Here is a 23,488-nt window from a genome sequence, read left to right as displayed (position 1 = left end):
CCCCCCCCCCCCCACGGGCGACGCGGCCAACCTGCTCAAGCCGGCCCTGGCCCGTGGCACCCTGCGCACCGTGGCCGCCACCACTTGGGCGGAGTACAAGAAGCACATCGAAAAAGACCCGGCCCTGACCCGTCGTTTCCAAGTGGTGCAAGTGGCCGAGCCGTCGGAAGACAAGGCGCTGCTGATGATGCGCGGCGTGGCCTCGACCATGGAAAAACACCACCAGGTGCAGATCCTCGACGAAGCCCTGGAAGCCTCGGTCAAGCTGTCCCACCGCTACATTCCCGCGCGCCAGCTGCCGGACAAATCCGTGAGCCTGTTGGACACCGCCTGCGCCCGCGTCGCCATCAGCCTGCACGCGGTGCCGGCCGAAGTGGACGACAGCCGTCGCCGCATCGAAGCGCTGGAAGTCGAACTGCAGATCATCGCCCGTGAACACGCGATCGGCGTGGCCATCGGCAACCGCCAGACCCAAAGCGAAAACCTGCTGAGCGCCGAGCGCGAGCGCCTGGCCGAACTGGAAAGCCGTTGGGCCGAAGAGAAGACCCTGGTGGACGAGTTGCTGGAAACCCGTGCCACCCTGCGCGAACGCGTCGGTGTGGTGGACAGCGAAGCCGGCGGCGAAGCTGCTGACAACGAAAGCCATGCCCTGCGCGAAAAACTGGTCGACCTGCAACAGCGCCTGAGCGCCCTGCAAGGTGAAAACCCGCTGATCCTGCCGACCGTGGATTACCAGGCCGTGGCCTCGGTGGTTGCGGACTGGACCGGGATTCCGGTGGGCCGCATGGCCCGCAACGAACTGGAAACCGTGCTCAACCTCGACCAGCACCTGAAGAAACGCATCATCGGCCAGGACCATGCCTTGCAGATGATCGCCAAGCGCATCCAGACCTCCCGCGCCGGCCTCGACAACCCGAGCAAGCCGATTGGCGTGTTCATGCTCGCCGGCACCTCGGGCGTGGGCAAGACCGAAACCGCCCTGGCCCTGGCCGAAGCCATGTACGGCGGCGAGCAGAACGTCATCACCATCAACATGAGCGAGTTCCAGGAAGCCCACACCGTGTCCACCCTCAAGGGCGCGCCACCGGGCTACATCGGTTATGGCGAAGGCGGCGTGCTGACCGAAGCCGTGCGGCGCAAACCGTACAGCGTGGTGCTGCTGGACGAGGTGGAAAAAGCCCACCCGGACGTCCATGAGATTTTCTTCCAGGTGTTCGACAAGGGCGTGATGGAGGATGGCGAAGGCCGGGTGATCGACTTCAAGAACACCTTGATCCTGCTGACCACCAACGCCGGCACCGAGCTGATCGCCCAGGTCTGCAAGAACCCGCAGGACGTGCCTGAGCCGGAAGAAATCGCCAAGGCCCTGCGCCAGCCGCTGCTGGAAATTTTCCCACCGGCCCTGCTGGGCCGCCTGGTGACGATTCCGTACTATCCGCTCAGCGACGAGATGCTCAAGTCCATCACCCGCCTGCAACTCAACCGCATCAAGAAGCGCGTGGAGAGCACCCACAAGGTGGCGTTCGACTACGACGACGCGGTGGTCGACCTGATCGTCTCGCGTTGCACCGAAACCGAAAGCGGCGGGCGCATGATCGACGCCATCCTGACCAACAGTCTGCTGCCGGACATGAGCCGCGAGTTCCTGACCCGCATGCTCGAAGGCAAGGCGCTGGCGGGCGTGCGGATCAGCGCGGTGGAGAACGAATTGCAGTACGATTTCAGCGACGCGGCTTGACCGAAGGAATACCTCACAACCCTGTGGGAGCGGGCTTGCTCGCGAAGGCGGCCTAACAGACCACCCATAAATGACAGGCAAAAAAAAGCCGGCACCCCGAAGGGCTGCCGGCTCAGATCATCACGCCTTGGCGTTGATCGGCTTTTCCGGGTACCAAACGTCGATCAGCGGGCTGACTTCCACGCTGGTCAGCTCAGGACGGGCCTTGAGCCAGGCCTCGACGGCAGCGCGCTGCTCCTCGGACACCGAGCCACGCTTCTGCAGGCAAACCAGACCGTAGTCGTCGCCGCCGACGTAGCCCAGGCCGTTGGCTTCCATGGCTTGCTTCAGGAAATCGTCGAGGAAAGCGTCAATAGCCTCATCGGCCAGATCTTCTTTGAAATCCAGGTTCAGTTCGAAACCCAGCTCTTGAAATTCATCCACGCACAGCTTTTTGCGCAGACGCTGGGAACGGTTAGTCGCCATTGGAACAATCCTCATAAGTAATAACGGCCGGCACTTTACCAGTTTGGTGCATCGTTTGCCCGACTGTTCGCCTGTCTTGACCGACCGTCGGTAAAAAATACCGCATCGAAGGGCTCAAGCACGGCCCAAGGCGTTTCAGCTTGGGGCATAATGCCGACACTTTCATGACCATTGAGGACGTTCATTTCCATGTCCTCGTCTTTTCCCCCTCGCCCGTAGGGTTTTATTTACATGATCAAATCTTTGCGTCCACTGCTTCTGGCCAGCCTTCTTCTCCCCCTGGCCCTTCCTGCCACCACCCTCGCCGCCACGATCAACACCGCCCTGTCGCCCAACGTGCAGAAGGCCCTCAAGGCCAGCAAGCTGCAGGACAACGCCCTGTCCCTGGTGATGGTGCCGCTCAACGGCCCCGGCACCCCAACCCTGTTCAACGCCGACGTGTCGGTGAACCCGGCGTCCACCATGAAACTGGTGACCACCTACGCGGCGCTGGAAATGCTCGGCCCCAACCACCAGTGGAAAACCGAGTTCTACACCGACGGCACCCTCAGTGGCGGGATCCTCAATGGCAACCTGTACCTCAAGGGTGGCGGCGATCCCAAGCTGAACATGGAGAAACTCTGGTTGCTGATGCGCGACCTGCGGGCCAACGGCGTGCAGCAAGTCACGGGCGACCTGGTGCTGGATCGCAGTTTCTTCATCCAGCCACAGCTGCCCGAGTTCAACGACGACGGTAACGACGAAAACAAGCCATTCCTGGTCAAGCCCGACTCGCTGCTGGTCAACCTCAAGGCCCTGCGCTTCGTCGCCCGCAATGACGGCGGCCGGGTGCTGGTGTCGGTGGAGCCGCCGATTGCCAGCATTCGCATCGACAACCAGGTCAAGGCTGTCAACGCCAAGCAGTGCGCCGGCGGCGTGCGCTACAACCCGGTGCCCCAGGCAGACGGCAGCGTGACGGTAACCGTGGGCGGCCAGTTGGGCGACGGTTGCAGTTCCCAGACCTACCTGTCGCTGCTCGATCACGCCACCTACACCGCCGGCGCCGTGCGGGCGATCTGGAAGGAACTGGGCGGCAGCATCCAGGGTGCGGACCGCCTGGCCCCGACCCCAAGCAACGCCAAGGTGCTGGCCCGGGCTTTCTCGCCGGACCTGGCGGAGATCATCCGCGACATCAACAAATACAGTAACAACACCATGGCCCAGCAGTTGTTCCTGAGCCTGGGCGCACAGTTTCGCAATGAGGCCGACGGCGACGACGCCAAGGCGGCGCAGCGGGTCGTGCGCCAGTGGCTGGCCAAGAAAGGCATCACCGCGCCGCACCTGGTAATGGAGAACGGCTCTGGCCTGTCCCGCGCCGAACGGGTCAGCGCCCGGGAAATGGCGGCGATGCTGCAAGCCGCCTGGCACAGCCCGTATGCGGCGGAGTACATCAGCTCGATGCCGATTGCCGGCACCGACGGCACCATGCGCAAACGCCTGAAGACCACGGCCATGGCCGGTGAAGCCCACGTCAAGACCGGCACCCTGAACACTGTCCGCGCCATCGCCGGCTTCAGTCGCGACATCAACGGCAACACCTGGGTCGTGGTAGCTATCCTCAACGATCCGAAGCCCTGGGGCGCCTCGTCGGTATTGGATCAGGTGCTGCTGGACCTGTACCGCCAGCCAAAACTGCCGCAGACGGCTTCGGTGCTCTGAGTCCGGGATTCACTGCAATAACCCTGTGGGAGCAAAGCTTGCTCGCGATAGCGGTGGGTCAGCCAGCATCAGTGCTGAATTCACCACCGTTTCGCGAGCAAGCTTTGCACCCACAGTTCTTGAGGGGTCATCAAAAATAGCATTCACCACAAATCCCTGTGGGAGCAAAGCTTGCTCGCGATGGCGTCGGAACATGTCCTACAGGCCCGACATGCCTAGCCCAACTGCGCTTCCACCTGGTCCCGCCCAGCCTGCTTGGCCGCGTACACCCCGGAGTCAGCGCGTAGCAGCAAGGCATCCGCGCCCTCGCCGGTGCGCCAACTGGCGATGCCGAAACTGGCGGTGACGACGCCCACGCCGTCGATAGGGGCGCTGCGCAGGCCTTCCCACAACTCCAACGCCAGGGAATGGGCGGCAGCGCCGTCGGTCTCGGGGCACAACACCACGAACTCCTCTCCGCCCAACCGGCAGAACACATCGGTGCGCCGCAACCGCTGGGCAATGCGCTGGCAAACCGCCTGCAACACCCGGTCGCCCACCGCATGGCCGTGCTGGTCGTTGATGCGCTTGAAGTGATCGATGTCGAGCATGATCACCGACAGATCCCCCGAGCCACGCTCGACCCGGGACATTTCCGACGTCAGGCGTTCCTGGAAATAGCGTCGATTGCGAATCCCCGTCAAGGCATCGGTCACCGACAGCGCGCGCAGTTCTTCCTCCACGCGCTTGAGATCGGAAATGTCGGAGATATAGCCGTGCCACAACACCCCGCCACCCGGCAGTTCCTCCGGCGTGGCCTCGCCCCGGACCCAACGCAGGCCACGTTGCGGCAACTGCACCCGATACTCTTCGCGCCAAGGGCTCAAGGTATCGGCCGAGGCGCGGATCGAAGCGCGCACCCGGGCGCTGTCCTGCGGGTGGATGCGCGAGAACACCGCCTCGGCGTTCTGGAACAGCACATGGGGTTCCAACTCGTAGATATCGCGAATGCCGTCACTCGCATAGATCACGCTGAAACGACCATTGAAATCCATCTTGAACTGATAGATGCCTCCAGGCAGGTGGGCACTGAGTTTCTTTAACAACAGGTCCCGCGCCGCCAGTGCCTCGTGGACACGCTTGCGTTCGGTGATGTCGATGCAGATCGCCAGGTGCCCGATCCACAGCCCCTGGTCGTCAAGCATGGGTGTGGCCAGCATATTCACGGTCAAGTGGCTGCCGTCGCGGCGCACCAGGGTCCATTCCCTGGCCTGTTGTTCTCCTTGCTCTCCGCCTTCGAGCAACATCGCGTGACACGTGGGGATCGGCTTGCCAAGGCGCGCACCGAGTTGTGCGGCATGCGCCTGGAGTTCGCGTGGCACATGCAGGTTTTCGAGCGTCATGCTCTGCAACACTTCACAGCTGTGGTAACCGAGCATCTGTTCGGCGCCGGCGTTGAAGGTGGTAATGACCCCGCGCAGGTCAGTGGCGATGATCGCGACCTGGGTCGCGGCATTCAGCACGCCGCGCAACTGGCCGTGGGTACCGCGCAGTTCCACTTCCCGGGCGCGTAATTCTCGGGTCCGTTGCTCCACCAGCGTCAAGGCCCGTTGCCGCTGGCTGACCAGCACATAGAGCAAGGCACTGAGCAACACGCTGAGCATGCCTCCCAGCACCACGACGCTCGCCACCGACGAGTGGTTGCTCGACAGGAACAGCTGGCTGGGGCGCAATTCGATCTGGAAGTCGTGATCGGCCAGGCGCAACAGGCGGCTCGCCGAAAAATCGCTGTGGCCCGGCGGGTTATGGGATTCGAACAGCGCTTCCTCCTGGTCGTTGGTGGACAGGTCCAGGACGCGCATCGAGAGATTGTCGTGGCTGGCCGTCGGCAGGCCATCACCCATCAGTTGTCGCATGCTGATGGCCGCCACCACGTAGCCGAACGGTTGCGTGGCGCCCTCTCGGGTCACCGCCGCCGCCAGCAAGACCCCACGGGAAAGCTCCGGATCGACGCCCAGCAGGTCCAGTGGCGGCGAGACCGCCAACCCGCCGCGCTGGCGAGCCCGTTCAAGGGTGGCACGGCGCACCGGTTCGTACAGCAGATCCAGCCCCAATGGCGTGCGGTAGGCGCCCAGGCTCTGGAGGTACTGCACCGGCACATATTCGTCCCGCTCAGCCGCTTGTCGCAGCGCCCCGCTGGCGTCCGTTTCACGGATGCTGAAGTCAGCGATCCCTTCGCTGCGCACCTGCTGCTCGAACGACTGCCGCTCGTCTCGAAACACCCGTGGCGCCCAGGCCAAGGCCCCGGTACGGCGCAACATGGCCTCGACGTAACCACGGAACTCGCTGTTGGAAACCCCTTCGGAGTTGGCAAAGAAACGCCTCAACCCGTCGAGGCGTTGCTCCTGCTCCTCGAAACGTTCCTCGATACGACTGAAACGCTCCTCGGCTTGCAGCTCGAAGCGCTGGCGCAGTTGCTGGTTGAACAGATTCATCATCGCCCAGGTCAGCAGACCGGTCAGCAACGAACCGGCCAGCAGGACCAGCGAAGCCACCAGCCAGGCCGATACCTCTTCGCTGATAAAGCCCAGGATCTTGGGACGCACCTGATGCAATGCCATAAACACGACTCAGAAAGGGGCAGGCAACGGAACCCACCCTGGCTACAGGCTAAGTTATAGCTATTAGCCATCACTTTAGCCAGTCCAAAAATAGCCTGAAAGCCTTGAGTTACAAGGCTTTCATGGATCCAATCAGGGCGGATCAGCGTGCCATGATCTTCCAGGCACGGTGGATCTTGCTGTTGCGGGCGAAATCCGGATCGAGGGTCTTGGCGCTGATTTCTTCCACGGCGTAGCGTTCGGCGAGGTTGTCGTCGAGCTGGAACTTGCGGAAGTTGTTGGAGAAATACAGCACACCGCCAGGCGCCAGGCGGGCCATGGCCAGGTCCAGCAATTGGACATGGTCACGCTGCACGTCAAAGATACCTTCCATGCGCTTGGAATTGGAGAACGTCGGCGGGTCGATGAAGATCAAGTCATATTCATCACGGCTGGCTTCAAGCCAGGCCATGACGTCGCCCTGCTCCAGACGGTTCTTGTCGGAAAAACCATTGAGTGACAGGTTGCGGCGTGCCCAATCCAGGTAGGTTTTCGACAGGTCGACACTGGTGGTGCTGCGCGCGCCGCCCTTGGCCGCGTGGACGCTGGCGGTCGCGGTGTAGCAGAACAGATTGAGGAAACGCTTGCCGGCGGCCTCTTTCTGGATCCGCAGGCGCATCGGCCGATGGTCGAGAAACAGCCCGGTGTCCAGGTAATCCGTGAGGTTGACCAGCAGCTTCACGCCGCCTTCGTTGACCTCGGTGAACTTGCCCTGGGCGCTCTGGCGCTCGTACTGCTTGGTGCCGCTCTGGCGTTCGCGACGCTTGATCACCACGCGGCTCTTGTCGACATTCAGCGCCTGGGGAATGGCGGCCAATGCGTCGAACAGGCGGGCCGAGGCCTTTTCCGGGTCGATGGACTTGGGTGCGGCATACTCCTGGACGTGCACCCAATCGTGGTACAGGTCGATGGCCATGGCGTATTCGGGCATGTCGGCATCGTAGACGCGGTAGCATTCCACCCCTTCGCGCTTGGCCCACTTGCTCAACTGCTTGAGGTTCTTTTGCAGGCGATTGGCGAACATCTGCCCGCCCTCGCTCAGGCGTGCCTGCTCGACCACAGGGGCCGGGGCCGGCTTGATCGGGTTACCGTTCTTGTTGTACTGGCGCTCTTGCGGGACTTCAGGGGCCTGATCGTAGGCGGCCTGCTCACGCTCGGCCTGACGCTGTTCGGGGGTGCGGCGCTCGCCAGTCACGAACTGATCCGGCAGCACCTTGATCAGCAGCAACTTGCACGGCAAGGCGCCGTTCCAGAACGAATACTGCTTGTGGCTGCGAATGCCCATGCGCTTGCCCAGGTCCGGCGCGCCGGTGAACACCGCTGCCTCCCAGTTCAGGCATGCCTGGCGCAGGCGTTCGCCGAGGTTCTGGTAGAGATAGAGCAGGCTGGCTTCGTCGCCCAGGCGCTCGCCGTACGGAGGGTTGCAGATCACCAGGCCTTTCTGGTTCTGGTCCGGACGGGGCTCGAAGGTGGCGACTTCGCCCTGGTAGATCTTGATCCACTCGCTCAGGCCCGCACGCTCGACGTTGTTGCGGCCCGGTTGGATCAGTCGTGGGTCGGCTTCGTAGCCGCGAATCCACAACGGTGGCTTGGCCAACCCGGCGGCGGCGCGCGCAGTGGCCTCTTCGTGGAGTTTTTTCCACAGCGCCGGCACATGGCCGAGCCAGGCGGTGAAGCCCCACTGCTGGCGGCGCAGGTTCGGCGCCATGTCGGTGGCGATCATCCCGGCTTCCACCAGGAATGTGCCGACACCGCACATCGGGTCGGCCAGCGCCCCACCTTCAGCGGCAATGCGCGGCCAACCGGCGCGGATCAGGATCGCTGCGGCGAGGTTTTCCTTCAGCGGCGCAGCGCCTTGCTGCAAGCGATAACCACGCTGGTGCAGGCTGTGGCCGGAAAGGTCCAGGGAGAGAATCGCCTCGCCACGGTCCAGGCGTAGGTGGATGCGCAGGTCCGGATTGAGCTTGTCGACGGAGGGCCGCTCGCCCGACGGCGTGCGCAGCTTGTCGACGATGGCGTCCTTGACCTTCAAGGCGCCGAAGTGGGTGTTGTCGATGCCCGAGCCATGGCCGCTGAACTCCACCGCCAGGGTGCCATCGGCGAGCATGTGCTCCTGCCAGTCGACGTCCAGCACGCCGTGGTACAGGTCATCGGCGTTCTTCATCGCGAAGCGCTTGAGCACCAGCAACACGCGGTTGGCCAGGCGCGACCACAGGCACAGGCGATAGGCCGTTTCCATGTCGGCCATGCCACGCACGGCGGAAGTGTGTTCACGCGCCTCTTCAAGGCCAAGCCCGATGGCTTCCTCGAGAAGCAGGCCTTCGAGGCCCTTGGGACAAGTGAGGAAGAGTTCGAAACGATCGGACATGGGATTTCCTGAGCCTGTGGCTAAGTGGACCGGGCAACGCATTGCCGGGCCGGGTTCAATCAGGTGCTTTTCTCAAGAGCACCCGCGTGGCACGAAAGTGTGCCGTCCCGCCCTTGCCGCTCAGGTTAAAAGAGCTTAGATGCAAAGGCAGATAAAAAATTCTGTGCAACAAAATGTGAAAATTCGCCCCTTTCGTCGAATAGTCCCTGAGTGCAACAGGAGGACATTCTCATCCGGGGCCAAGCAACGCCCATGGGCGCAGGGCCGATCATACAGGGGTCTGGCTCGATAGAGGGTAATGAACACCCGGTTACTTATCGCCCTACCATCTTTAATGTTACGTGCTTATGACAAAACGATCATTCCATCCGTGTGACGCTTTGGTTAGAACTCAACACAGGTTGACGTCGCAACGGCGTCAACAACTCGGCTCGTCACGCCGGCAACGAGCCACCAACGGCAGAATGATTCTGCCCCGGCCTCGAAAGAGGTCGACGCGAAGCAACAGTCAACAAGTGAGGGCAACACCCTATGAGAAGACTTAAGCGTGATCCGTTGGAAAGAGCATTTTTACGCGGTTACCAATATGGCGTTGGTGGTAAATCCCGTGAGCTTTGCCCCTTTACTCTACCGTCGGTACGTCAAGCCTGGATCAATGGCTGGCGAGAAGGACGCGGCGACAACTGGGACGGTATGACCGGCACTGCGGGTATCCACAGACTCAACGAACTTCACGCCGTCGGCTGACACAGGGCTTATTACTCAAGAACTCGACAATTTGACTCACACATCGATTTAACCACGCGCGTCCCATCCGGACGGCGGGCTGCGGCCCAGGGGGCTCCTTCGAGGAGCCCTTTTTAATGGACATCTCAAAGACAACATCATCCTGTGGCGAGGGAGCTTGCTCCCGCTGGGCTGCGCAGCAGCCCCAAAAAAGCCATTGCACGGTGTCCAGATACATTGCATCTACCGGTTTTAGGACTTCTTCGCACTCCAGCGGGAGCAAGCTCCCTCGCCACAGAAGATCTGCTCAGGTCTTCAAGAAAGGGTTAATCAACCCAACGCCGCAATCGCATCCACCGACTCGCGAATCAGCGCCGGGCCCTTGTAGATGAAGCCCGAATAGATCTGCACCAGGCTCGCCCCAGCGACGATTTTCTCGGCAGCGTGCTGCCCTTCGGTAATGCCGCCCGCCGCGATGATCGGCAAGCGCCCTGCCAGTTCACCCGCCAGGACTTTCACGGTGTGGGTGCTCTTGTCCCGTACCGGCGCGCCGGACAAGCCGCCCGCCTCGTCACCGTGTTCCAGTCCTTCGACACCTTCGCGTCCCAACGTCGTGTTGGTGGCGATCACCGCGTCCATGCCGGTTTCAACCAGCGCCTGGGCCACCTGGGCGGTTTCTTCGTCGGTCATGTCCGGGGCGATCTTGATTGCCAGCGGCACGTGCTTGCCGTGGATCACCGCCAGTTCGGCGCGACGGCGGGCCAGGTCGGCCAGCAGTTGCTTGAGGGAATCACCGAATTGCAGGCTGCGCAGGCCCGGGGTGTTCGGGGAACTGACGTTGACGGTCACGTAGCTGGCGTGGGCATAGACCTTGTCCAGGCAGATCAGGTAATCGTCGACGGCACGTTCCACCGGGGTGTCGAAGTTCTTGCCGATGTTGATGCCCAACACGCCCTTGTACTTGGCTGCGGCCACCCGGGCCAGCAGATTGTCGACACCCAGGTTGTTGAAGCCCATGCGGTTGATGATCGCCTCGGCCTGCGGCAGGCGAAACAGCCGTGGCTTGGGATTGCCCGGCTGCGGTCGCGGGGTGACGGTACCGATTTCGACGAAACCAAAACCCAACTGGGCAAAGCCATCGATGGCCGCACCGTTCTTGTCCAGGCCCGCGGCCAAGCCGACCGGGTTAGGGAACTCCAGGCCCATCACCGTCACCGGCAGTTTCGCCGGTGCCTTGCACAGCAAGCCATTGAGCCCCAGGCGCCCGCCCGCGCCGATCAGGTCCAGGGACAGATCGTGGGAGGTTTCCGGGGAAAGTTTGAACAGCAGCTCACGGGCCAGGGTGTACATGAGTGGATTTGACTCTGGGCGATAAAAAGTGGCGGGGATTATACCGGGCAAGAACGCCAGCGGCGAGAACCCCTTTGATCCGTCGCTCGGTCCTGGCATCGGCGCGCCACGCCCGTGCCTTGGAGCGTTATTTGATAGTTGAAAGCGCAAAAACCCTGCAAAAGATCGATGCAGCTGCAATGACAGCGCCCCCGGAAGCTCACCGTCACGCAGGATCAGAAGATGCATATTTCACCCCCAGGCTCCCCCATAACCCGCGCCCTTCCAAACGAACCCGTTAGCGCCTCTAGACCAGACACCGTCATCGATATCGAAAGGGGCTCGCCCCACACCATTGTGGAAATGCTCAATCACGACATCCCTGCCGAGCAGAGAAGCCCGCTTTCATCAGAAGACTTGAAGTTCGCATTGATGAGCGTCGATGAAGCACTTAATGCACTCATTACAGAGCAAAAAAGCAGCTCCGATATCACCACCAATGAACTCGCTGATGCCTTCGTACTGTTGATAGAAAACGACCCTGATGGCGACAGATCGCAAGCAATCGCTTCGGATATTCCCGGGCTGGCGCTTTTCAAAGACTTGAAGCACGCCTTGGGGCCTGACGTCTTCACACAACGCGCCCAAGTCATCCTGGAATACCTCGGCGAGCAACTGGGCAAACTCGCCCGCAACGAATTCGAAGGCGACCTCGGACGCTGGGCCAGCAACCTGACCATTTCCAGCGTACGCACCGGACTGGTGACCGGCACCCTCACGGTGATCCGGCAACTGGTCGGGTTCGCCCTGGAGAAAACCCTGCAATCCAGCGCGACCTCACCGCTGACCCGCAGCGTTATCGGCGCAGTTGTCCAAAGCATCGGGCCATTGCTGAACATCCTGGGTGCGATCAGGGACGAGTGCAATGGAACCGCAAGCGCGGAAACGCGCATCGCGCGTCTCATCACCCTGGCAATATCAACCCTGGCCTTGGCAGCCGCCGCAACGGTGCCAACCGCGCTGCCGGCATTGGCTTCCTTTGGCTCACAAATGGCGTTCTATACGTTTGCCCAGGATCTGGTGAGCCTGTTCTGCCCCACCGGCGACAATACACAACCCAACCCCGCCGGCACGGCGGCCGCGGGCGTACTCAACGGCCTGCTGCAATTTCTGTCTTTCACGGGCATGAACTACACCGCGCCACACTCCGGTCCTGGGTATGTCATGGCGCAGGGTAAGGAACCACCACCGCCCGAAGTGGAAGGCTTGGTCTTTCAATTGTCGGAGTGGATAGAACAACAAGCCACGACCGTACCCGATGCAAACCTGTCGGTTGAGGCCAGGGCCGAGCAAGTTGTCGAATCCTTGGTTCCGGTATTGGGGCACGACGTATTACGGGGGGTCTATAACGCCGGGGCCGACGTTTTCGGCCAAGTGCTCATGGGCGAAGCGATGCATCGCTGGCAAGCGGACTCCTCTGAAAAGGGGTTTCGGATCAACCCTCTCTCTTTGCGAGTACCCACGGCCGAGCAGGCAGCCAATCAACTTCTGTCCACCAACGCGATCCGAACCTCCGTAGGCCAGATAATCATGGCCGTCGTTATCTCGGCATCCCGGTACTTTTCGACCCTGCCTATCCCAAAGGAAATGGTTGACCATATCGCCAACTTTCTGGTCGCTGCCGCCGTGTTCGCTGTACGTCCCGGTACGGCTTACATCAATGCGCGCAGCAATCCGGCATAACATTTACGCGCTGACCGTGGCGAGGGAGCTTGCTCCCGCTGGGCTGTACAGCAGTCCCAAAGAAAGGGCCGCTTCGCGCCCCAGCGGGAGCAAGCTCCCTCGCCACAGGATCAGGCTCGCCCCTTTTCTGCTTGGTTGGCCTCACCGCCATCACCACTCACTCTTCTCCCAAGCCTCATCCCCCATCGGCTGGAACACATCACGCATGAAGTCTTTGGTGAACAGATCCATCGCGAACGCCAGCCCATTGGCAGCGCTGATTTCCTTGTAGAGCTGCGACTTCTCCAACCCTTCGTCCTTCAATCGGACCAACACTTGGAGCGTGATCGCCATCAACGCCTGGGCGGTGGGATAGGCTGCCATTTCTCCGTCCGCTCCCCGCAGGGTGCGCAGAAATTCATGGATCGCCTTCTCACCCTGCCCCTCCATGGCCAGCAATAACTGATACAAGTGCTCGAATGCAGGGTCCGGGCGCTTGCTGTCCAGGGTCGGTACATGGGCGGCCAACAGTCGCGACTCCAGCGTCTGGAACGAGGTGTGCGCCTCGCGATCCAGCGTGCTGTAACGGTTCATGGGTTCAATCTTCACGGAGCACCTCCTGCGCCACGGTCGGCGTGGCCTCGGCGACGAAGCTTGCGTACAAATTCGTCAGCGCCTGGAGCGCGGCCTGGTCCAAGACCCGAACCGACGCCGGCAGCTGGGCGATGTTCGCCAATAACCGTGGCTCCAACCGCTCACGAGTCGCTTCAACGTCGAACTCCAACAGTTGATCCGCCAGCCGCAGCACGTAGCGGTCTTGGGGGTGATATTCCAGGATCAGCTCGCCAGGCCATGAATGGCGCAAGCGTTCGCGCCATTCATGGCCACGCGCACGGCAATGCATAGGCAACAACAAGTGCAGCACCGCACCAGAAACAGCGGATTGCCCCGCCAGCCAGCGCTCAAGCATATCGTCCAGCCATTGCGGTTGACTCAAGGTTTGCCCTAGCAGATCGGCGGTGGCCCGGGCCAGATCCTTGCGCAATTGCCGTCCCAGGGTTTGCGAGGCCAGCAGGCCGTCCACCAGCGCTCCGGTCACACGCAAGAGACCTTCGGCATAGCCTTGCTCAAAGGCGTGCCCGTGAATGGCCTCGGCATCGCGCTGGGCCTGTTCGACACACTCGCGTGCCCGGCACCGGGCCTCCTTTTGCAAGGCGTGACGACCACGCGCAGCGGCGATGTCTTCGCGCGCCAGATGCACCTCTTCGCCAGCCGGCAAGTCAGTCAGGGTTCGGATAGAGTCGAGCATGCTGTACCGCCAGGAAAAAAAGCGCCGGATCCACTTGGGTGACCGGCCATTGCCGGTGCAAGCGAACGACCGGTTGGGAGAATTGCAGCGTCAGGCGCTCAAGCAACATCGGCGGAATCTGCCTGTGCCAACTCCAGAGCGCATTGAGACCGGCCGCTTCGATCTGCTCCAGGCAAACGGGGGCGTCTTCAACCGACACATCGCCCCGAGCGACCGGGCAGTAGCTGGCAAACTGGCGAACCGACGCCGGCAGGCGCAGCAGCGCCGCGCCGCGGGCCAGTCCAGGCAGTAAGCGACAGGCGCCCATGAGCAGGCCGATGTAGGGCAACTGGTGCCAACAACGCACCCACTGCTTCGCCACGCCCGTCAGCGGCATCGACGGCCACGGCCCTTGCAGTTCCAGCCCCTCGAGCACGATCCGGTTGAGCAGGCAGCGCACATCAGCCCCGTCGAATCCAACGGGTACGACCAGGCGCTGAGGGTGCAGGTACGCCAACGGCTCGGCGAGGATCCGCTGGAGAGATTCAAGCTCCGACATCAGGCCGCCCTGCGCGCGACCGGCGATAAACCCAAGCGCCGCCGCCCGCCATTAGCAATCCGCCAATCACCACCCCCCACGGCCACGGCGAAGCCCCCTGCGCTGCGGCCGCCGAGGGCGCGACATACTGGGTCACCGAGCGCCTGGAGAGCACCACCGAGACGTTCTCGTACTCCACCGTGGCAAAACTGTTCTTGAGAAACCGCTTGATGTCGGTAATCAGCGATTGAGGCTCGACATCGCGCTCATGCAGCACCACGGCCGAGAGATGAATCGGCGCCGCCTTGCGCCCGCCTTCGCCGGCATCCAGGTCGTAACTGACATGAACCCGTGCCGACACCACACCGTCGAGCACCCCCAGCGACTGTTCGATGCGCTGCTCCAGCGCCGAATACAACCGGGCCTTTTCCGCCCGAGGGGAAGCCACCAAGGAATCAGCGGGAAACATCTCGGCCACTTGCAGGCGTGGCCGAGACGGCAACGAATAAAGATTGAGCAGATCGACGGCGGCGGAGAAATCCAACTGATCGATTTTCACCGTGTAACCGGCTTTGCCACCGTCAACCTTCACCGCGGCGATGTTGTTGCGCTGCAAGACCGACAGCACTTCATTGGCCTGCTGCTGATCCAGCCCTTGCAGCAGGTTCGGCTGACGGCACCCCACCAGCGCCAGGCACAGCCATAACAACAACGCACCCGGCTTCATGAGGCGCGCAACAAGGTTTCGGCCGTGCCCACGGCTTTGCGCACCAGCACGTTGAGCAGATTGATGTCCACGTTGTACTGGCCGGTCAGCTCTTGCAACTGGGCCAGGACTTCAGGGTCGGTGACGTCCGGGCGTTGCAGCAACTGATGGATCGCCGAGACTTCCTGCTCGCTGTTGACTGCAGAATCGGCAAACGCCTCGATCAATCGCGACTCCAGCGACACGGTCGGGCCTTGCTGCGGGCCACGCAACTCGGCCAGGGCTGAGCGGGCGATCATCGACGGGGAAATGGCTTGGATGGACATACGCTGCACTCCATGAAAGGGGCCATCGTCACGCGCAATGGCCGGTCGAAAGCGAAGACGTCAGCGAGCCGCCTGGATAATCGCCATGTCGATATCCTTGAAGCCCTTGATGGTGTTGGTCTGCGCATTGCGAAAGACCGTGTAGGACGAGAACGCGGTCTGGTAAGCGGCCAGCTTTCCAGGGTCCGAGGCATCGAGCTTGAGCTCATCGAGCGCTTTATCCAGGGCGTCCTTGAGGCTTTGGGCGCCACGCTCGAACGCGGCCGCCTGCTCGCCAAGAAAGTCATCGGGAAAATCGGGAAACATGATCGGGATACCAGCCATACATCACCTGCTCTGCTTGTTGGAAAAATGCCAGGACGAGGGGCTCGTCTTGACGTAGCCCTGCGGGCCGGTTTGAAACGACTTGCCCTTGAGCCAGTCGTCCTTGAGCTCGACCGTGAAATGCACGTAGCGATCACCCCACTGCCGGTAGAACCCCTCGACGAACTGGCGCGCGGCGGTCAGTTCGGCATCCTGCAGGTTGCCTTCGACAGCGAACGTGACACCGCCCTCGTGCTCGATCCGGTCGAAGGCCAGCGCAAGACGTTGCAAACCGCCCTGGGCGAGACCGGCGAGCAGCGTGTCGTCTTGCCTCTGCAGCACCACGTCGTGCGCATAAGGCGCCGCCGCGAGCAGCGTCTCGAGCAGGCTGGCCTGCTGGTCCGGGGTGAGCAGATTGCGTTGCGCACTGAGCAACAGCCGCGGCCACGACGGGTCCTTGAGGTCGAGAAAATGCCAGGCCAGGTGCGGATCATGCTCGACCAGCACTTGCTCCAGCCGACGGCGTTCCTGGTCCAGCAGCAACACCTTGCCGTCCGCGGTGCCGTGGCGCGCTAGCACCTGCCGGCTCCAACCGGCGTCGCGCTCGGACGACACAAACACGTAAACCGCACGGTCACGCCCGCGCAGCACCTGCACCGGCTCGCTGGCGCCGGCAATCAATGCGCGAACATCCGCCTCGGGCGCAGGCGTCGACAGCGACCCGAGGCCAGTCGCGGCGAGCGCCGCCACCACAGCCAGACCGCACACGCCCCAGCGAATCCACGGCGCGCGCCAGGTGAAGCCCGTGCCTGGCGCCGCAGACAACGGCCCGAGAAGCGGCGCAGCCCAAGGTTCACCGTCGAGGCGCAAGGCGATTTGCAAAGCACCCACCTGCACCCTGTCCTGGAAGGCACAGTGGCGGACCTCCACCGGATCACCCAGCAACCGCAACGGCACACCGTCCGGCGCGACCTGATCGGCCAGCACTTCGAAATTGCAGCCATCTTCCTCAAAGGGAATGTAGAACGCCTCCTGGGGAACACTCGCGGCCAACGCCCCCTCCCCGAGCGCGTCCACGGCCCCCACCACGAACAAGGTGGCGCCGTTTCCCAGCACAAACTCGCAGCCGCGCAACGGGCCGTTGAGTATCCGCAGGACGCAGCGTTGTGAAGGGAGGGCCGTCGGGACTGTCACCGTCCTAACTCCAGGGCGATCGAATGAGCGGACAGGTTAGGAAGGCCGGCGGCAGGATTCCTGATCGAATTCTGCCGAAAGCGCCTTGGGAGGGATCAGAATCCGCCGCCATTGGGACGATCCGAGGTAAGTACCTGGTAGCGTCGCCAGACCTTGCGGGCATAGCGCAGCCGAGCGGCCTGGCGGTCGGGGGAATTGCCAGCGTTGTAGGCGCCCACTGCGGTCCAGTTGTAACCGTAGCGGGCGATGAACCCGGCCAACACCGATGCACCGACTTCCACCGACAGGCACGGCTCATCCAGCAGGCGCTGTTCGGTGATACCGCGAGCACTCAGGTGGGGCAGATGAATGCTGTTGATCTGCATCAGGCCGATGTCGCGGGTGCCATTGCGGTTGTGGTTGATTACATCGGGCCGCAGCCCGGATTCGACATCGGCAATGGCGCGCAGCAGTTCGGGTTCGATGGCATGCAGCTGCCCCGCCTTGCTCCAGCACCACGCATGCGCCTGGGCCATGCCGAGCCCCAAGCCAAGACACACCGGCACGCACGACCACTTTCTTGCGCGTCGCTTCATGCCAGGCGCCTCTCACCGATCCACGCCGGTTGTTCCTGAATGCGCATTCGCAGGATTTGCGCACGCACACAACCCGGATCGTGCACCAGGCACTGGTCGATCAGGTGCGCCGCCCGCTCGTTGCGCTGCCAGAACAAGTGATGCCAGGCATGGAAGTACAACACGTCAGCCGGGTCGGCCGACAACAGGCAACGCCGAAACAATACCTGGGCTGCTTGCTCGCAGCCGCGCAAACTGGTGAGCAACGCCAGCCGGGTCAACGCCGGGACGCTGCCGGGGTCCAGCGCCAACGCACTGGCAACCGCCGAATGCGCCTCTTCGATTGCCCGGTCCGGATCACCCTGGCCCATCATCACCTGCCCCAACCACACATCGGCCAGGCCCCACCAGGGCGGCGCGTACCCGGCATCGAGTTTCAAGCACTGCCTGAACAACACAAGGGCATCGCGCAGGCTTTGCACCGTGTGCTGTTGCACACTGCACAACCCATTGAGATACGCCACCGCCACCGCATAAGACCCGCAGCGTTCACCAACCGGCCGTAGCCCCGGAACGCGCTGGGCCACCAGACACGTCAACGCACCCAGCGCCTCGCCTGGATCACAGGCATCCAGCGTTTGCCCATGCACCAAGGCCTGGTCATGGCCGCGGATCAACTCCACCGACCATTGCCGCTGCTCGCCCGAGCCGATAAAGCGCCCGCTCAGGCAATAAGCCGCCGACAACCGCCCGGCCAACGAGCGCACATCGTCCGCCGCCCCAGAGGCCGCCATCAGCCCCGAGGGAATGACATGCAACGCCTCGCCGAACGCCATGGTCAATTGGCGGATGATCAGGTCTTGCAGGTCCAGCGCGGCAACCTCGTCCAGATGACGAAAAGGCAACACCGCCAACGAAGGCGCCACCGCCCTCGCCTGGCTTGGCACGTGGAGTTCAACCACGCCCCCGGTGAACCGATAACCCTGGCCGTACACCGTCGCAATGTAGTCTTTGTTCTCCTTGAACAACTTGCGCAAGGCGTAGATACAGCGGGTCAACGACTCCTCCGCGGCGTCCATCCGGGGCCAGACGTGGTCCAGCAGGTAATCCTTGCTGACCACCGTACCCGCCGACGTCAACAACAGGCGCAGCACGTGCAGCTCTTTGGGGGGAACATGAACTCCTTGTCCATCTCGCATCAGCGTTCCATCGCCTTGCAATAGCCAGTGGTCGAATACGAATGACTTCACCGGCGTTAGATCAGTTGTACTGTCCATACTCTGGTACTTCTCTATAGAAAGTGACTGAAGCGCGATTGAGCCTGCCGGGTGGGCAGGCTCGGGATGGCGAGCTGCGTGACTATAGGAAGATGTGTGGGGGGATTCCGTAGGACTCACAATCATATTGACGTAGGAAACTACGACATAAACGGTAAGCCATGCTCACATTGATCCGACGGCTTTCGTCCGAATACAAATCATCCGAGAACACCAAATCATGTTTCGTGAAGACAAAGATCAATCAGAACCTGTGCTCCGATTAATTAGAGGCATGCCAGCTCGACAACCGGCCGGCATGTAGCTTACAGCAGCTTATTCACGCCACTTTAGCTTTTGCAACTTCTAGCGCTGCCGCCCCAATGGGGGTCAAAGCAATATCATCATAAGACTCTTTGCTGCTGTATTCCAAAACCTCCTCCCCATCGTATACGCCTATTGAGGCAAGCATTATTTCATGGTAGGAGTGATGATCTTTTGGTGCCATTAAATTAGCAAGCATGACCAATCTGGCCTCTTGCAAAGAGGGTAAATTTTCGACACCTGAGTTAGACAAACGGTGCATTTCACTGCACATGGCATAATGATTCAAATATCGAAGCGTATGCCCGCTTGGACCCGACGTAACCGGTTTGCCATGTACAATGGCCTCAAAAACCCACTTATTTACATTTTTATCTTGCTCATCCGAAACTCTGACAACGTTCGTTTTGGCACCTGTTGTATGCTGTCGAAATTCAGCCCCCAGTGGATTACTACTGCGATCGTTCTGCTCATCATCAATAAACCGCTCGGTACTCCAATTGACATGCAAAACGTCTTTCAATAGTTTTTTTCTGTCAGCCTCACCAAGCCCTTGAATTATATTCAAGACACCATCATTTAAGTCCACCGGCGAAACCCCTACCTCTTCAAACAAATAACCCTCAACATTTTCCGTTTTAGCAAGAAGATCACCCCATCTATCCGCAATAAGATTACGAATATCTTCTGTATATTGAATGGGATTTGTCACCTCAAAGACTTCCAAATCAAACCTATGACTATTCCAGGGGTAAATAGGGTTATCCGGTGAGCGTACGTGGTTAAACATACACTTCCTCCGCTCCATATCGCCTAGATCATACTCCTCGCTTTCTGCCTTTATAAGAGTCGCCAACACATGAGCATCCAGAGTATCCATGTCAGCTAGCAGCTCCTTGGCGCCGCCAATATAAGCGCTTTCCTCGATAATTTTTTCTTGTTGCCGTGGGGAAAAATCAGCGAACCTCATAGGGCTTCCTGTTACCTCCCTGATACTTCTTGCAATTGAAGTCAACTCCGCACTACAACTCAGGTACTTCCCTACAGTCAATTCAAGCTTCTTGTTCTCACTTGCCATTTCTTTATAAGGACTACGATCGAACACATTTATTTTTTTCTCCTGCTCGTGCACTCTGAGATCATGAACATTTTTTGACGGCAGGATCGTAGAATTAGAACGAGCTCTAAAGCCTTCATCCGGACTTTCAAGCATCCCGCCCTCTCGCGCCTTCAGATACCCAGCAACAGCATTTAATTTTTCACGTTCTCCTGCCACAATATTTGCACCGCGAAGAATATTGACTTGAACATCAATAGCCAAGCAAGTAAAACTGGAGGCTCGCGACACACCCAAACCGGATGAAACATTAAGCATGAAAAACCATCTCCTCAACAATCAATCTTATCAACACGGGCAAAAACTTCATTCCAATGCTTGATCATTTCGCTCAGCGAAGCCGACAACAGGTCAACGTCTATCTCTTCCTCGATCATATTGAAGAGGACTAATTCACAACCTGGCAGTTGCTCCACACCAGCGATCAAACCATTTCGCTGAGACTGCACAACTTCATTCATCATATGAATTTCCGCTTCCGTCATCACCACTGGCAACTGAAACAGAAAAAACATTAAAGCCGTAGTAACTGAGCTAATTTCCAAATAGAAAAAAAATCCATCACCCAGCCTCAAACCAACACTATTAAATTCGTCAACCGCTACATCCGTTACACCATAACTATCCTTGATCATCTCTACAAATTTATCAGCCATAAATTTGGCATCATCATCGAGAGTACAACCTTCTACACCCTTAACCACTCACCCCCCTTTTTATACAGATGACCCAATGACAAATATCCTCCACCGTCCTCCATTTCGCCACCACTTCCTCAGACAACTGAATATCAAACACCTCATTCAACGCCATAACAACTTCAACAAGCCCCAAGGAGTCCATATACAAATCTTCGACCAACCGAGAAGCAAGCTCAATATTCTTGCAACCGCCAGAAAAACCAACAGCCAACAGCCCTAGAACCTGCCGATTTGTATCACTCACTGCAGAAAAATCATCCAGCATCTAACCCCCAACATCGACTCTCGACATGAAAATTCTTTTTAACTCATCAAAAGTTCAACATCGCCCGCAACATATCGGCAAACTGATTCAAATGCGCCGACAACGTCTTATTGAAATTGTCATGATAAGAATTGGCATTCGAATATTTCTGCGTTAACGACTGCAACATGTTTTTCAAACGTTCTTCCTGAGCGTTGAAGCCAGTTTTCCACTCGTTGAACTTGGCGGTATCCCAAGTCACCGTGCCGGACGGCAAGCCGTCTCGCATCTTCAAGAGCGGTCCGGTGTCGATGACCACGCACCAGGTGCCGTCGGTGTTTTGTTTAAGGCAACTGTCAGGCAGGCCGAGTGCCTTGAGCCACTTTTCGGCTTCTTGTTTGCTGGTGCCACCTTCGTCGGGGTTGGGGAAAAGCACGGCCGCCGGGTTGGGGTGGGTGTATTTGTTGATCAAATTGGCCAGTGCGGCACGCAAGGCGCCAGCGTTCAGCTTGACGTCCTTGCCGTCGTTCGCCCCTTCCACCCAGTCTTTCATCTTCGCGGTGATTTCGGCGTTGAAGTCGGCAAAGAAGTCCGTGTAGGCCTTGATGATGTGCTCGTAGCCGGCGAGGTAGCCGTTCTTGATCAGGTCGATGAGTTCGAGCAGTTTTTCGAAGAAGTCGTTCGAGGCATTGGTCGTCGCATCCAGAGCCTCTGCGATTTCGGGGGGCTTCTTTTTTTCCAGATGTTCCTTGAGGGCATGCAGGATGTTGCTCTGTTCCTCACCGACCTGCAGGTGCTGGCTTTCGTCCAACAGGCCGGTTTTCAGGCAGTGGCTCATCACGGCACCGCACTGGCGCACCTGCACGGCCCACAGGTGCGCGCGGTGCCGTTTGGTCTGGACCTGTTCGGCGAACTCCGCGATGAACTGTTGCGCTGTCGCCTCGGTGGTCATGGCGTCCTGTAGCTTGTCGATGCTTGGCGAGCACTTGAGCAGATGGCCGAGGCTGCGATTCATGGCGTTCATCGACCTGTCGAGCAGATGCGTCAGGGAACTGACCGTTTGCACCTCGACGTCCAGCTCGGGAGGCGTCGCTGTGTCGGTCACTGCTTCCAGGTTCGGCAGCAACACAATGGGTGAACGGGCAAATGGCGCGATTTCCATAGGTCTCTTCTCCTCACGCCGTCACGGCACGAATCACGTCACTGCGCGATTGAAACAGTTGCATCACCATGTCCATCAGCTTCTGCAACAGCGCCGCCTCGGCCGCGTCCGTCTGGGCGACTTCATCGGCCAGGCTCTTCTGGCTGTTCTGGGCACTTTGCATCAGCATCTCTCTCTCCCGCGCGGCGTGCTCGGACAGGCGCACCATGCTCGACACCACCTGGCTCAGGTTCATGGACATGGCGTTGAGGGCGCGACCGACTTCCAGTTTTCTTTCGATGCCCTGGCTGCCCATCTGGCTCAGCCAGTCGGAGGTCTGCGCGACCTTTTGGGCCTTGAGAATCTCGCCGTCGAACCAGGCCTGCTCCTGGGGCGTCAGCGTCGCGCCTTGGGGTTTGAAGTCGACGGTCTTTGGGCGACCGAAATCATCGAATGTCTTGATCTGGTGAGTGGTTTCGGGATTCCACTCATGGCGGTTTCGTTCAAGCTTGAGGTCACGCTCAAGGTTGCCGGCGTCCATGGCACTACGCCGATGCAAATCAATGTCCGCATGCTTCAATGCCTGGCCCTGGAACGTCTTGAACATGGCGAACCCGGCGATGGCACCGGACACGACCGCGCCGGTAATGGCGCTGTTCAATGCGGCCTTGCCCGACTCGATGATGGCCGCGCCCTGGGCCTTGGCCGCATCGGCAGACATGACGGTGAAATGGCCGCGCAACTGCGCGTTGGCCACCCGCGCGATGCTCAGTGCGATGATCGCGGCGACCAGTACGTTGGCGTGTTTTTCCCAGGCACCGGGGTCAAATATCAGGTCGTTGCGCGCTTCATCGTTGAGCATCGTCGAGGCTGAATGGAAGTCCTGCCAGTCCGAGTCGGTGGGCAGGTAGGCGTTGATCCGGCTTTCCAATTCCACCACTGAAAGGGCCGTGGCGCTGGGGCTCTGGAGCACTTGTCGCGCAGTGATCTTGTCGAGGCTCGGCAGGCCCGCAAAGGACTGGCGTTGTGAAAACGGCTTCGGTTCCAGGTCGTTGCTCGGAACATGGGTAAGGACAGCGGGAACCGTCCCGTTGGTAATGCTATGGGTCAT

At 60.1% G+C, this 23,488-nt stretch carries 23 protein-coding genes; 4 read left to right on the top strand and 19 right to left on the bottom strand.

The window, feature by feature from the left end:
- The coding region (locus ACODSJ_RS08470; RefSeq protein ID WP_489101286.1) for an AAA family ATPase at positions 1–1,738 on the top strand (1,738 nt) is incomplete at its 5' end.
- 120 nt (positions 1,739–1,858) lie between these two features.
- Here ACODSJ_RS08470 and ACODSJ_RS08465 read toward each other — a convergent pair.
- The gene (locus ACODSJ_RS08465; RefSeq protein ID WP_489101285.1) at positions 1,859–2,203 is read right to left on the bottom strand and encodes a YggL family protein; all 345 of its coding nucleotides are present in this window, start codon (positions 2,201–2,203) and stop codon (positions 1,859–1,861) included.
- Positions 2,204–2,238: 35 nt separating this feature from the next.
- Positions 2,239–2,394 carry a hypothetical protein gene (locus tag ACODSJ_RS08460; RefSeq protein WP_489101284.1) on the bottom strand — a complete coding sequence of 52 codons (156 nt, stop codon included), beginning with the start codon at positions 2,392–2,394 and terminating at the stop codon, positions 2,239–2,241.
- A gap of 40 nt (positions 2,395–2,434) precedes the next feature.
- Here ACODSJ_RS08460 and dacB point away from each other — a divergent pair, with 40 nt between their 5' ends.
- Complete coding sequence (dacB, locus tag ACODSJ_RS08455) at positions 2,435–3,901, top strand: D-alanyl-D-alanine carboxypeptidase/D-alanyl-D-alanine endopeptidase (RefSeq protein ID WP_489101283.1); 1,467 nt, start codon at positions 2,435–2,437, stop codon at positions 3,899–3,901.
- A 215-nt stretch (positions 3,902–4,116) separates the two neighbouring features.
- Here the strand turns inward: dacB and ACODSJ_RS08450 are convergent, their stop codons facing one another.
- Positions 4,117–6,501 carry a sensor domain-containing diguanylate cyclase gene (locus tag ACODSJ_RS08450; RefSeq protein ID WP_489101282.1) on the bottom strand — a complete coding sequence of 795 codons (2,385 nt, stop codon included), beginning with the start codon at positions 6,499–6,501 and terminating at the stop codon, positions 4,117–4,119.
- A gap of 142 nt (positions 6,502–6,643) precedes the next feature.
- Positions 6,644–8,908: a bifunctional 23S rRNA (guanine(2069)-N(7))-methyltransferase RlmK/23S rRNA (guanine(2445)-N(2))-methyltransferase RlmL gene (gene rlmKL, locus ACODSJ_RS08445; protein WP_489101281.1), complete on the bottom strand. Its 2,265-nt coding sequence runs from the start codon at positions 8,906–8,908 to the stop codon at positions 6,644–6,646.
- A 531-nt stretch (positions 8,909–9,439) separates the two neighbouring features.
- Between rlmKL and rmf the strand changes: the two genes are divergently transcribed.
- Positions 9,440–9,655: a ribosome modulation factor gene (gene rmf, locus ACODSJ_RS08440; RefSeq protein WP_003223300.1), complete on the top strand. Its 216-nt coding sequence runs from the start codon at positions 9,440–9,442 to the stop codon at positions 9,653–9,655.
- Between the two features lie 309 nt (positions 9,656–9,964).
- On the opposite strand, the gene ACODSJ_RS08435 is transcribed toward rmf, so the two are convergent.
- Complete coding sequence (locus ACODSJ_RS08435; RefSeq protein ID WP_489101280.1) at positions 9,965–10,984, bottom strand: quinone-dependent dihydroorotate dehydrogenase; 1,020 nt, start codon at positions 10,982–10,984, stop codon at positions 9,965–9,967.
- Positions 10,985–11,206: 222 nt separating this feature from the next.
- Here ACODSJ_RS08435 and ACODSJ_RS08430 point away from each other — a divergent pair, with 222 nt between their 5' ends.
- On the top strand, positions 11,207–12,706 hold the full coding sequence (locus tag ACODSJ_RS08430) for a hypothetical protein (RefSeq protein ID WP_489101279.1): 1,500 nt from the start codon (positions 11,207–11,209) through the stop codon (positions 12,704–12,706).
- Between the two features lie 150 nt (positions 12,707–12,856).
- Here ACODSJ_RS08430 and ACODSJ_RS08425 read toward each other — a convergent pair whose 3' ends face one another.
- The 14 genes from ACODSJ_RS08425 to ACODSJ_RS08360 all read right to left on the bottom strand — a co-directional run bounded on the left by ACODSJ_RS08425 (position 12,857) and on the right by ACODSJ_RS08360 (position 23,488).
- Positions 12,857–13,279: a hypothetical protein gene (locus ACODSJ_RS08425; protein ID WP_489101290.1), complete on the bottom strand. Its 423-nt coding sequence runs from the start codon at positions 13,277–13,279 to the stop codon at positions 12,857–12,859.
- Positions 13,280–13,283: 4 nt separating this feature from the next.
- On the bottom strand, positions 13,284–13,994 hold the full coding sequence (locus ACODSJ_RS08420) for an oxygen-regulated invasion protein OrgB (RefSeq protein ID WP_489101278.1): 711 nt from the start codon (positions 13,992–13,994) through the stop codon (positions 13,284–13,286).
- A complete protein-coding gene (locus tag ACODSJ_RS08415) occupies positions 13,966–14,532 on the bottom strand; it encodes a secretion system protein (RefSeq protein ID WP_489101277.1) in 567 nt (188 codons plus the stop codon). The genes ACODSJ_RS08420 and ACODSJ_RS08415 overlap by 29 nt, the downstream gene beginning before the upstream one ends.
- A complete protein-coding gene (locus ACODSJ_RS08410) occupies positions 14,519–15,238 on the bottom strand; it encodes an EscJ/YscJ/HrcJ family type III secretion inner membrane ring protein (protein WP_489101276.1) in 720 nt (239 codons plus the stop codon). Before ACODSJ_RS08410 ends, ACODSJ_RS08415 begins: the two co-directional genes overlap by 14 nt.
- Positions 15,235–15,543 carry a type III secretion system inner rod subunit SctI gene (sctI, locus tag ACODSJ_RS08405; RefSeq protein ID WP_489101275.1) on the bottom strand — a complete coding sequence of 103 codons (309 nt, stop codon included), beginning with the start codon at positions 15,541–15,543 and terminating at the stop codon, positions 15,235–15,237. Before sctI ends, ACODSJ_RS08410 begins: the two co-directional genes overlap by 4 nt.
- A 60-nt stretch (positions 15,544–15,603) precedes the next feature.
- Positions 15,604–15,867, bottom strand: a complete 264-nt coding sequence (gene sctF, locus ACODSJ_RS08400) for a type III secretion system needle filament subunit SctF (RefSeq protein WP_489101274.1) — start codon at positions 15,865–15,867, stop codon at positions 15,604–15,606.
- Positions 15,868–15,870: 3 nt separating this feature from the next.
- Entirely contained in the window at positions 15,871–17,040 is a 1,170-nt protein-coding gene (locus ACODSJ_RS08395; protein ID WP_489101273.1) for a PrgH/EprH family type III secretion apparatus protein, read from the bottom strand.
- A 95-nt stretch (positions 17,041–17,135) separates the two neighbouring features.
- Entirely contained in the window at positions 17,136–17,615 is a 480-nt protein-coding gene (locus ACODSJ_RS08390) for a transglycosylase SLT domain-containing protein (RefSeq protein WP_489101272.1), read from the bottom strand.
- Positions 17,612–18,871, bottom strand: a complete 1,260-nt coding sequence (locus ACODSJ_RS08385) for a winged helix-turn-helix domain-containing protein (protein ID WP_489101271.1) — start codon at positions 18,869–18,871, stop codon at positions 17,612–17,614. The genes ACODSJ_RS08390 and ACODSJ_RS08385 overlap by 4 nt, the downstream gene beginning before the upstream one ends.
- Positions 18,872–19,190: 319 nt before the next feature.
- Positions 19,191–20,549, bottom strand: coding sequence for a hypothetical protein (locus ACODSJ_RS08380; protein WP_489101270.1), 1,359 nt, complete (start codon positions 20,547–20,549; stop codon positions 19,191–19,193).
- 14 nt (positions 20,550–20,563) lie between these two features.
- The gene (locus ACODSJ_RS08375) at positions 20,564–20,995 is read right to left on the bottom strand and encodes a hypothetical protein (RefSeq protein WP_489101269.1); all 432 of its coding nucleotides are present in this window, start codon (positions 20,993–20,995) and stop codon (positions 20,564–20,566) included.
- A complete protein-coding gene (locus ACODSJ_RS08370) occupies positions 20,988–21,257 on the bottom strand; it encodes a phosphopantetheine-binding protein (RefSeq protein WP_489101268.1) in 270 nt (89 codons plus the stop codon). Before ACODSJ_RS08370 ends, ACODSJ_RS08375 begins: the two co-directional genes overlap by 8 nt.
- A gap of 46 nt (positions 21,258–21,303) precedes the next feature.
- A complete protein-coding gene (locus ACODSJ_RS08365; RefSeq protein ID WP_489101267.1) occupies positions 21,304–22,398 on the bottom strand; it encodes an IpaD/SipD/SspD family type III secretion system needle tip protein in 1,095 nt (364 codons plus the stop codon).
- A gap of 13 nt (positions 22,399–22,411) precedes the next feature.
- Positions 22,412–23,488: an IpaC/SipC family type III secretion system effector gene (locus ACODSJ_RS08360; protein ID WP_489101266.1), complete on the bottom strand. Its 1,077-nt coding sequence runs from the start codon at positions 23,486–23,488 to the stop codon at positions 22,412–22,414.

This window comes from Pseudomonas sp. FG6 (genome assembly GCF_057809015.1).
This window is presented reverse-complemented; position numbering and strand designations above follow the sequence as displayed.

Bases quoted from the DNA above. Each gene is read 5' to 3' on its own strand.
- ACODSJ_RS08465 (WP_489101285.1), bottom strand. From the start codon at position 2,203: ATGGCGACTAACCGTTCCCAGCGTCTGCGCAAAAAGCTGTGCGTGGAT.
- ACODSJ_RS08460 (WP_489101284.1), bottom strand. From the start codon at position 2,394: ATGGAAATGAACGTCCTCAATGGTCATGAAAGTGTCGGCATTATGCCC.
- dacB (WP_489101283.1), top strand. From the start codon at position 2,435: ATGATCAAATCTTTGCGTCCACTGCTTCTGGCCAGCCTTCTTCTCCCC.
- ACODSJ_RS08450 (WP_489101282.1), bottom strand. From the start codon at position 6,501: ATGGCATTGCATCAGGTGCGTCCCAAGATCCTGGGCTTTATCAGCGAA.
- rlmKL (WP_489101281.1), bottom strand. From the start codon at position 8,908: ATGTCCGATCGTTTCGAACTCTTCCTCACTTGTCCCAAGGGCCTCGAA.
- rmf (WP_003223300.1), top strand. From the start codon at position 9,440: ATGAGAAGACTTAAGCGTGATCCGTTGGAAAGAGCATTTTTACGCGGT.
- ACODSJ_RS08435 (WP_489101280.1), bottom strand. From the start codon at position 10,984: ATGTACACCCTGGCCCGTGAGCTGCTGTTCAAACTTTCCCCGGAAACC.
- ACODSJ_RS08430 (WP_489101279.1), top strand. From the start codon at position 11,207: ATGCATATTTCACCCCCAGGCTCCCCCATAACCCGCGCCCTTCCAAAC.
- ACODSJ_RS08425 (WP_489101290.1), bottom strand. From the start codon at position 13,279: ATGAACCGTTACAGCACGCTGGATCGCGAGGCGCACACCTCGTTCCAG.
- ACODSJ_RS08420 (WP_489101278.1), bottom strand. From the start codon at position 13,994: ATGCTCGACTCTATCCGAACCCTGACTGACTTGCCGGCTGGCGAAGAG.
- ACODSJ_RS08415 (WP_489101277.1), bottom strand. From the start codon at position 14,532: ATGTCGGAGCTTGAATCTCTCCAGCGGATCCTCGCCGAGCCGTTGGCG.
- ACODSJ_RS08410 (WP_489101276.1), bottom strand. From the start codon at position 15,238: ATGAAGCCGGGTGCGTTGTTGTTATGGCTGTGCCTGGCGCTGGTGGGG.
- sctI (WP_489101275.1), bottom strand. From the start codon at position 15,543: ATGTCCATCCAAGCCATTTCCCCGTCGATGATCGCCCGCTCAGCCCTG.
- sctF (WP_489101274.1), bottom strand. From the start codon at position 15,867: ATGGCTGGTATCCCGATCATGTTTCCCGATTTTCCCGATGACTTTCTT.
- ACODSJ_RS08390 (WP_489101272.1), bottom strand. From the start codon at position 17,615: ATGAAGCGACGCGCAAGAAAGTGGTCGTGCGTGCCGGTGTGTCTTGGC.
- ACODSJ_RS08385 (WP_489101271.1), bottom strand. From the start codon at position 18,871: ATGGACAGTACAACTGATCTAACGCCGGTGAAGTCATTCGTATTCGAC.
- ACODSJ_RS08380 (WP_489101270.1), bottom strand. From the start codon at position 20,549: ATGCTTAATGTTTCATCCGGTTTGGGTGTGTCGCGAGCCTCCAGTTTT.
- ACODSJ_RS08370 (WP_489101268.1), bottom strand. From the start codon at position 21,257: ATGCTGGATGATTTTTCTGCAGTGAGTGATACAAATCGGCAGGTTCTA.
- ACODSJ_RS08365 (WP_489101267.1), bottom strand. From the start codon at position 22,398: ATGGAAATCGCGCCATTTGCCCGTTCACCCATTGTGTTGCTGCCGAAC.
- ACODSJ_RS08360 (WP_489101266.1), bottom strand. From the start codon at position 23,488: ATGACCCATAGCATTACCAACGGGACGGTTCCCGCTGTCCTTACCCAT.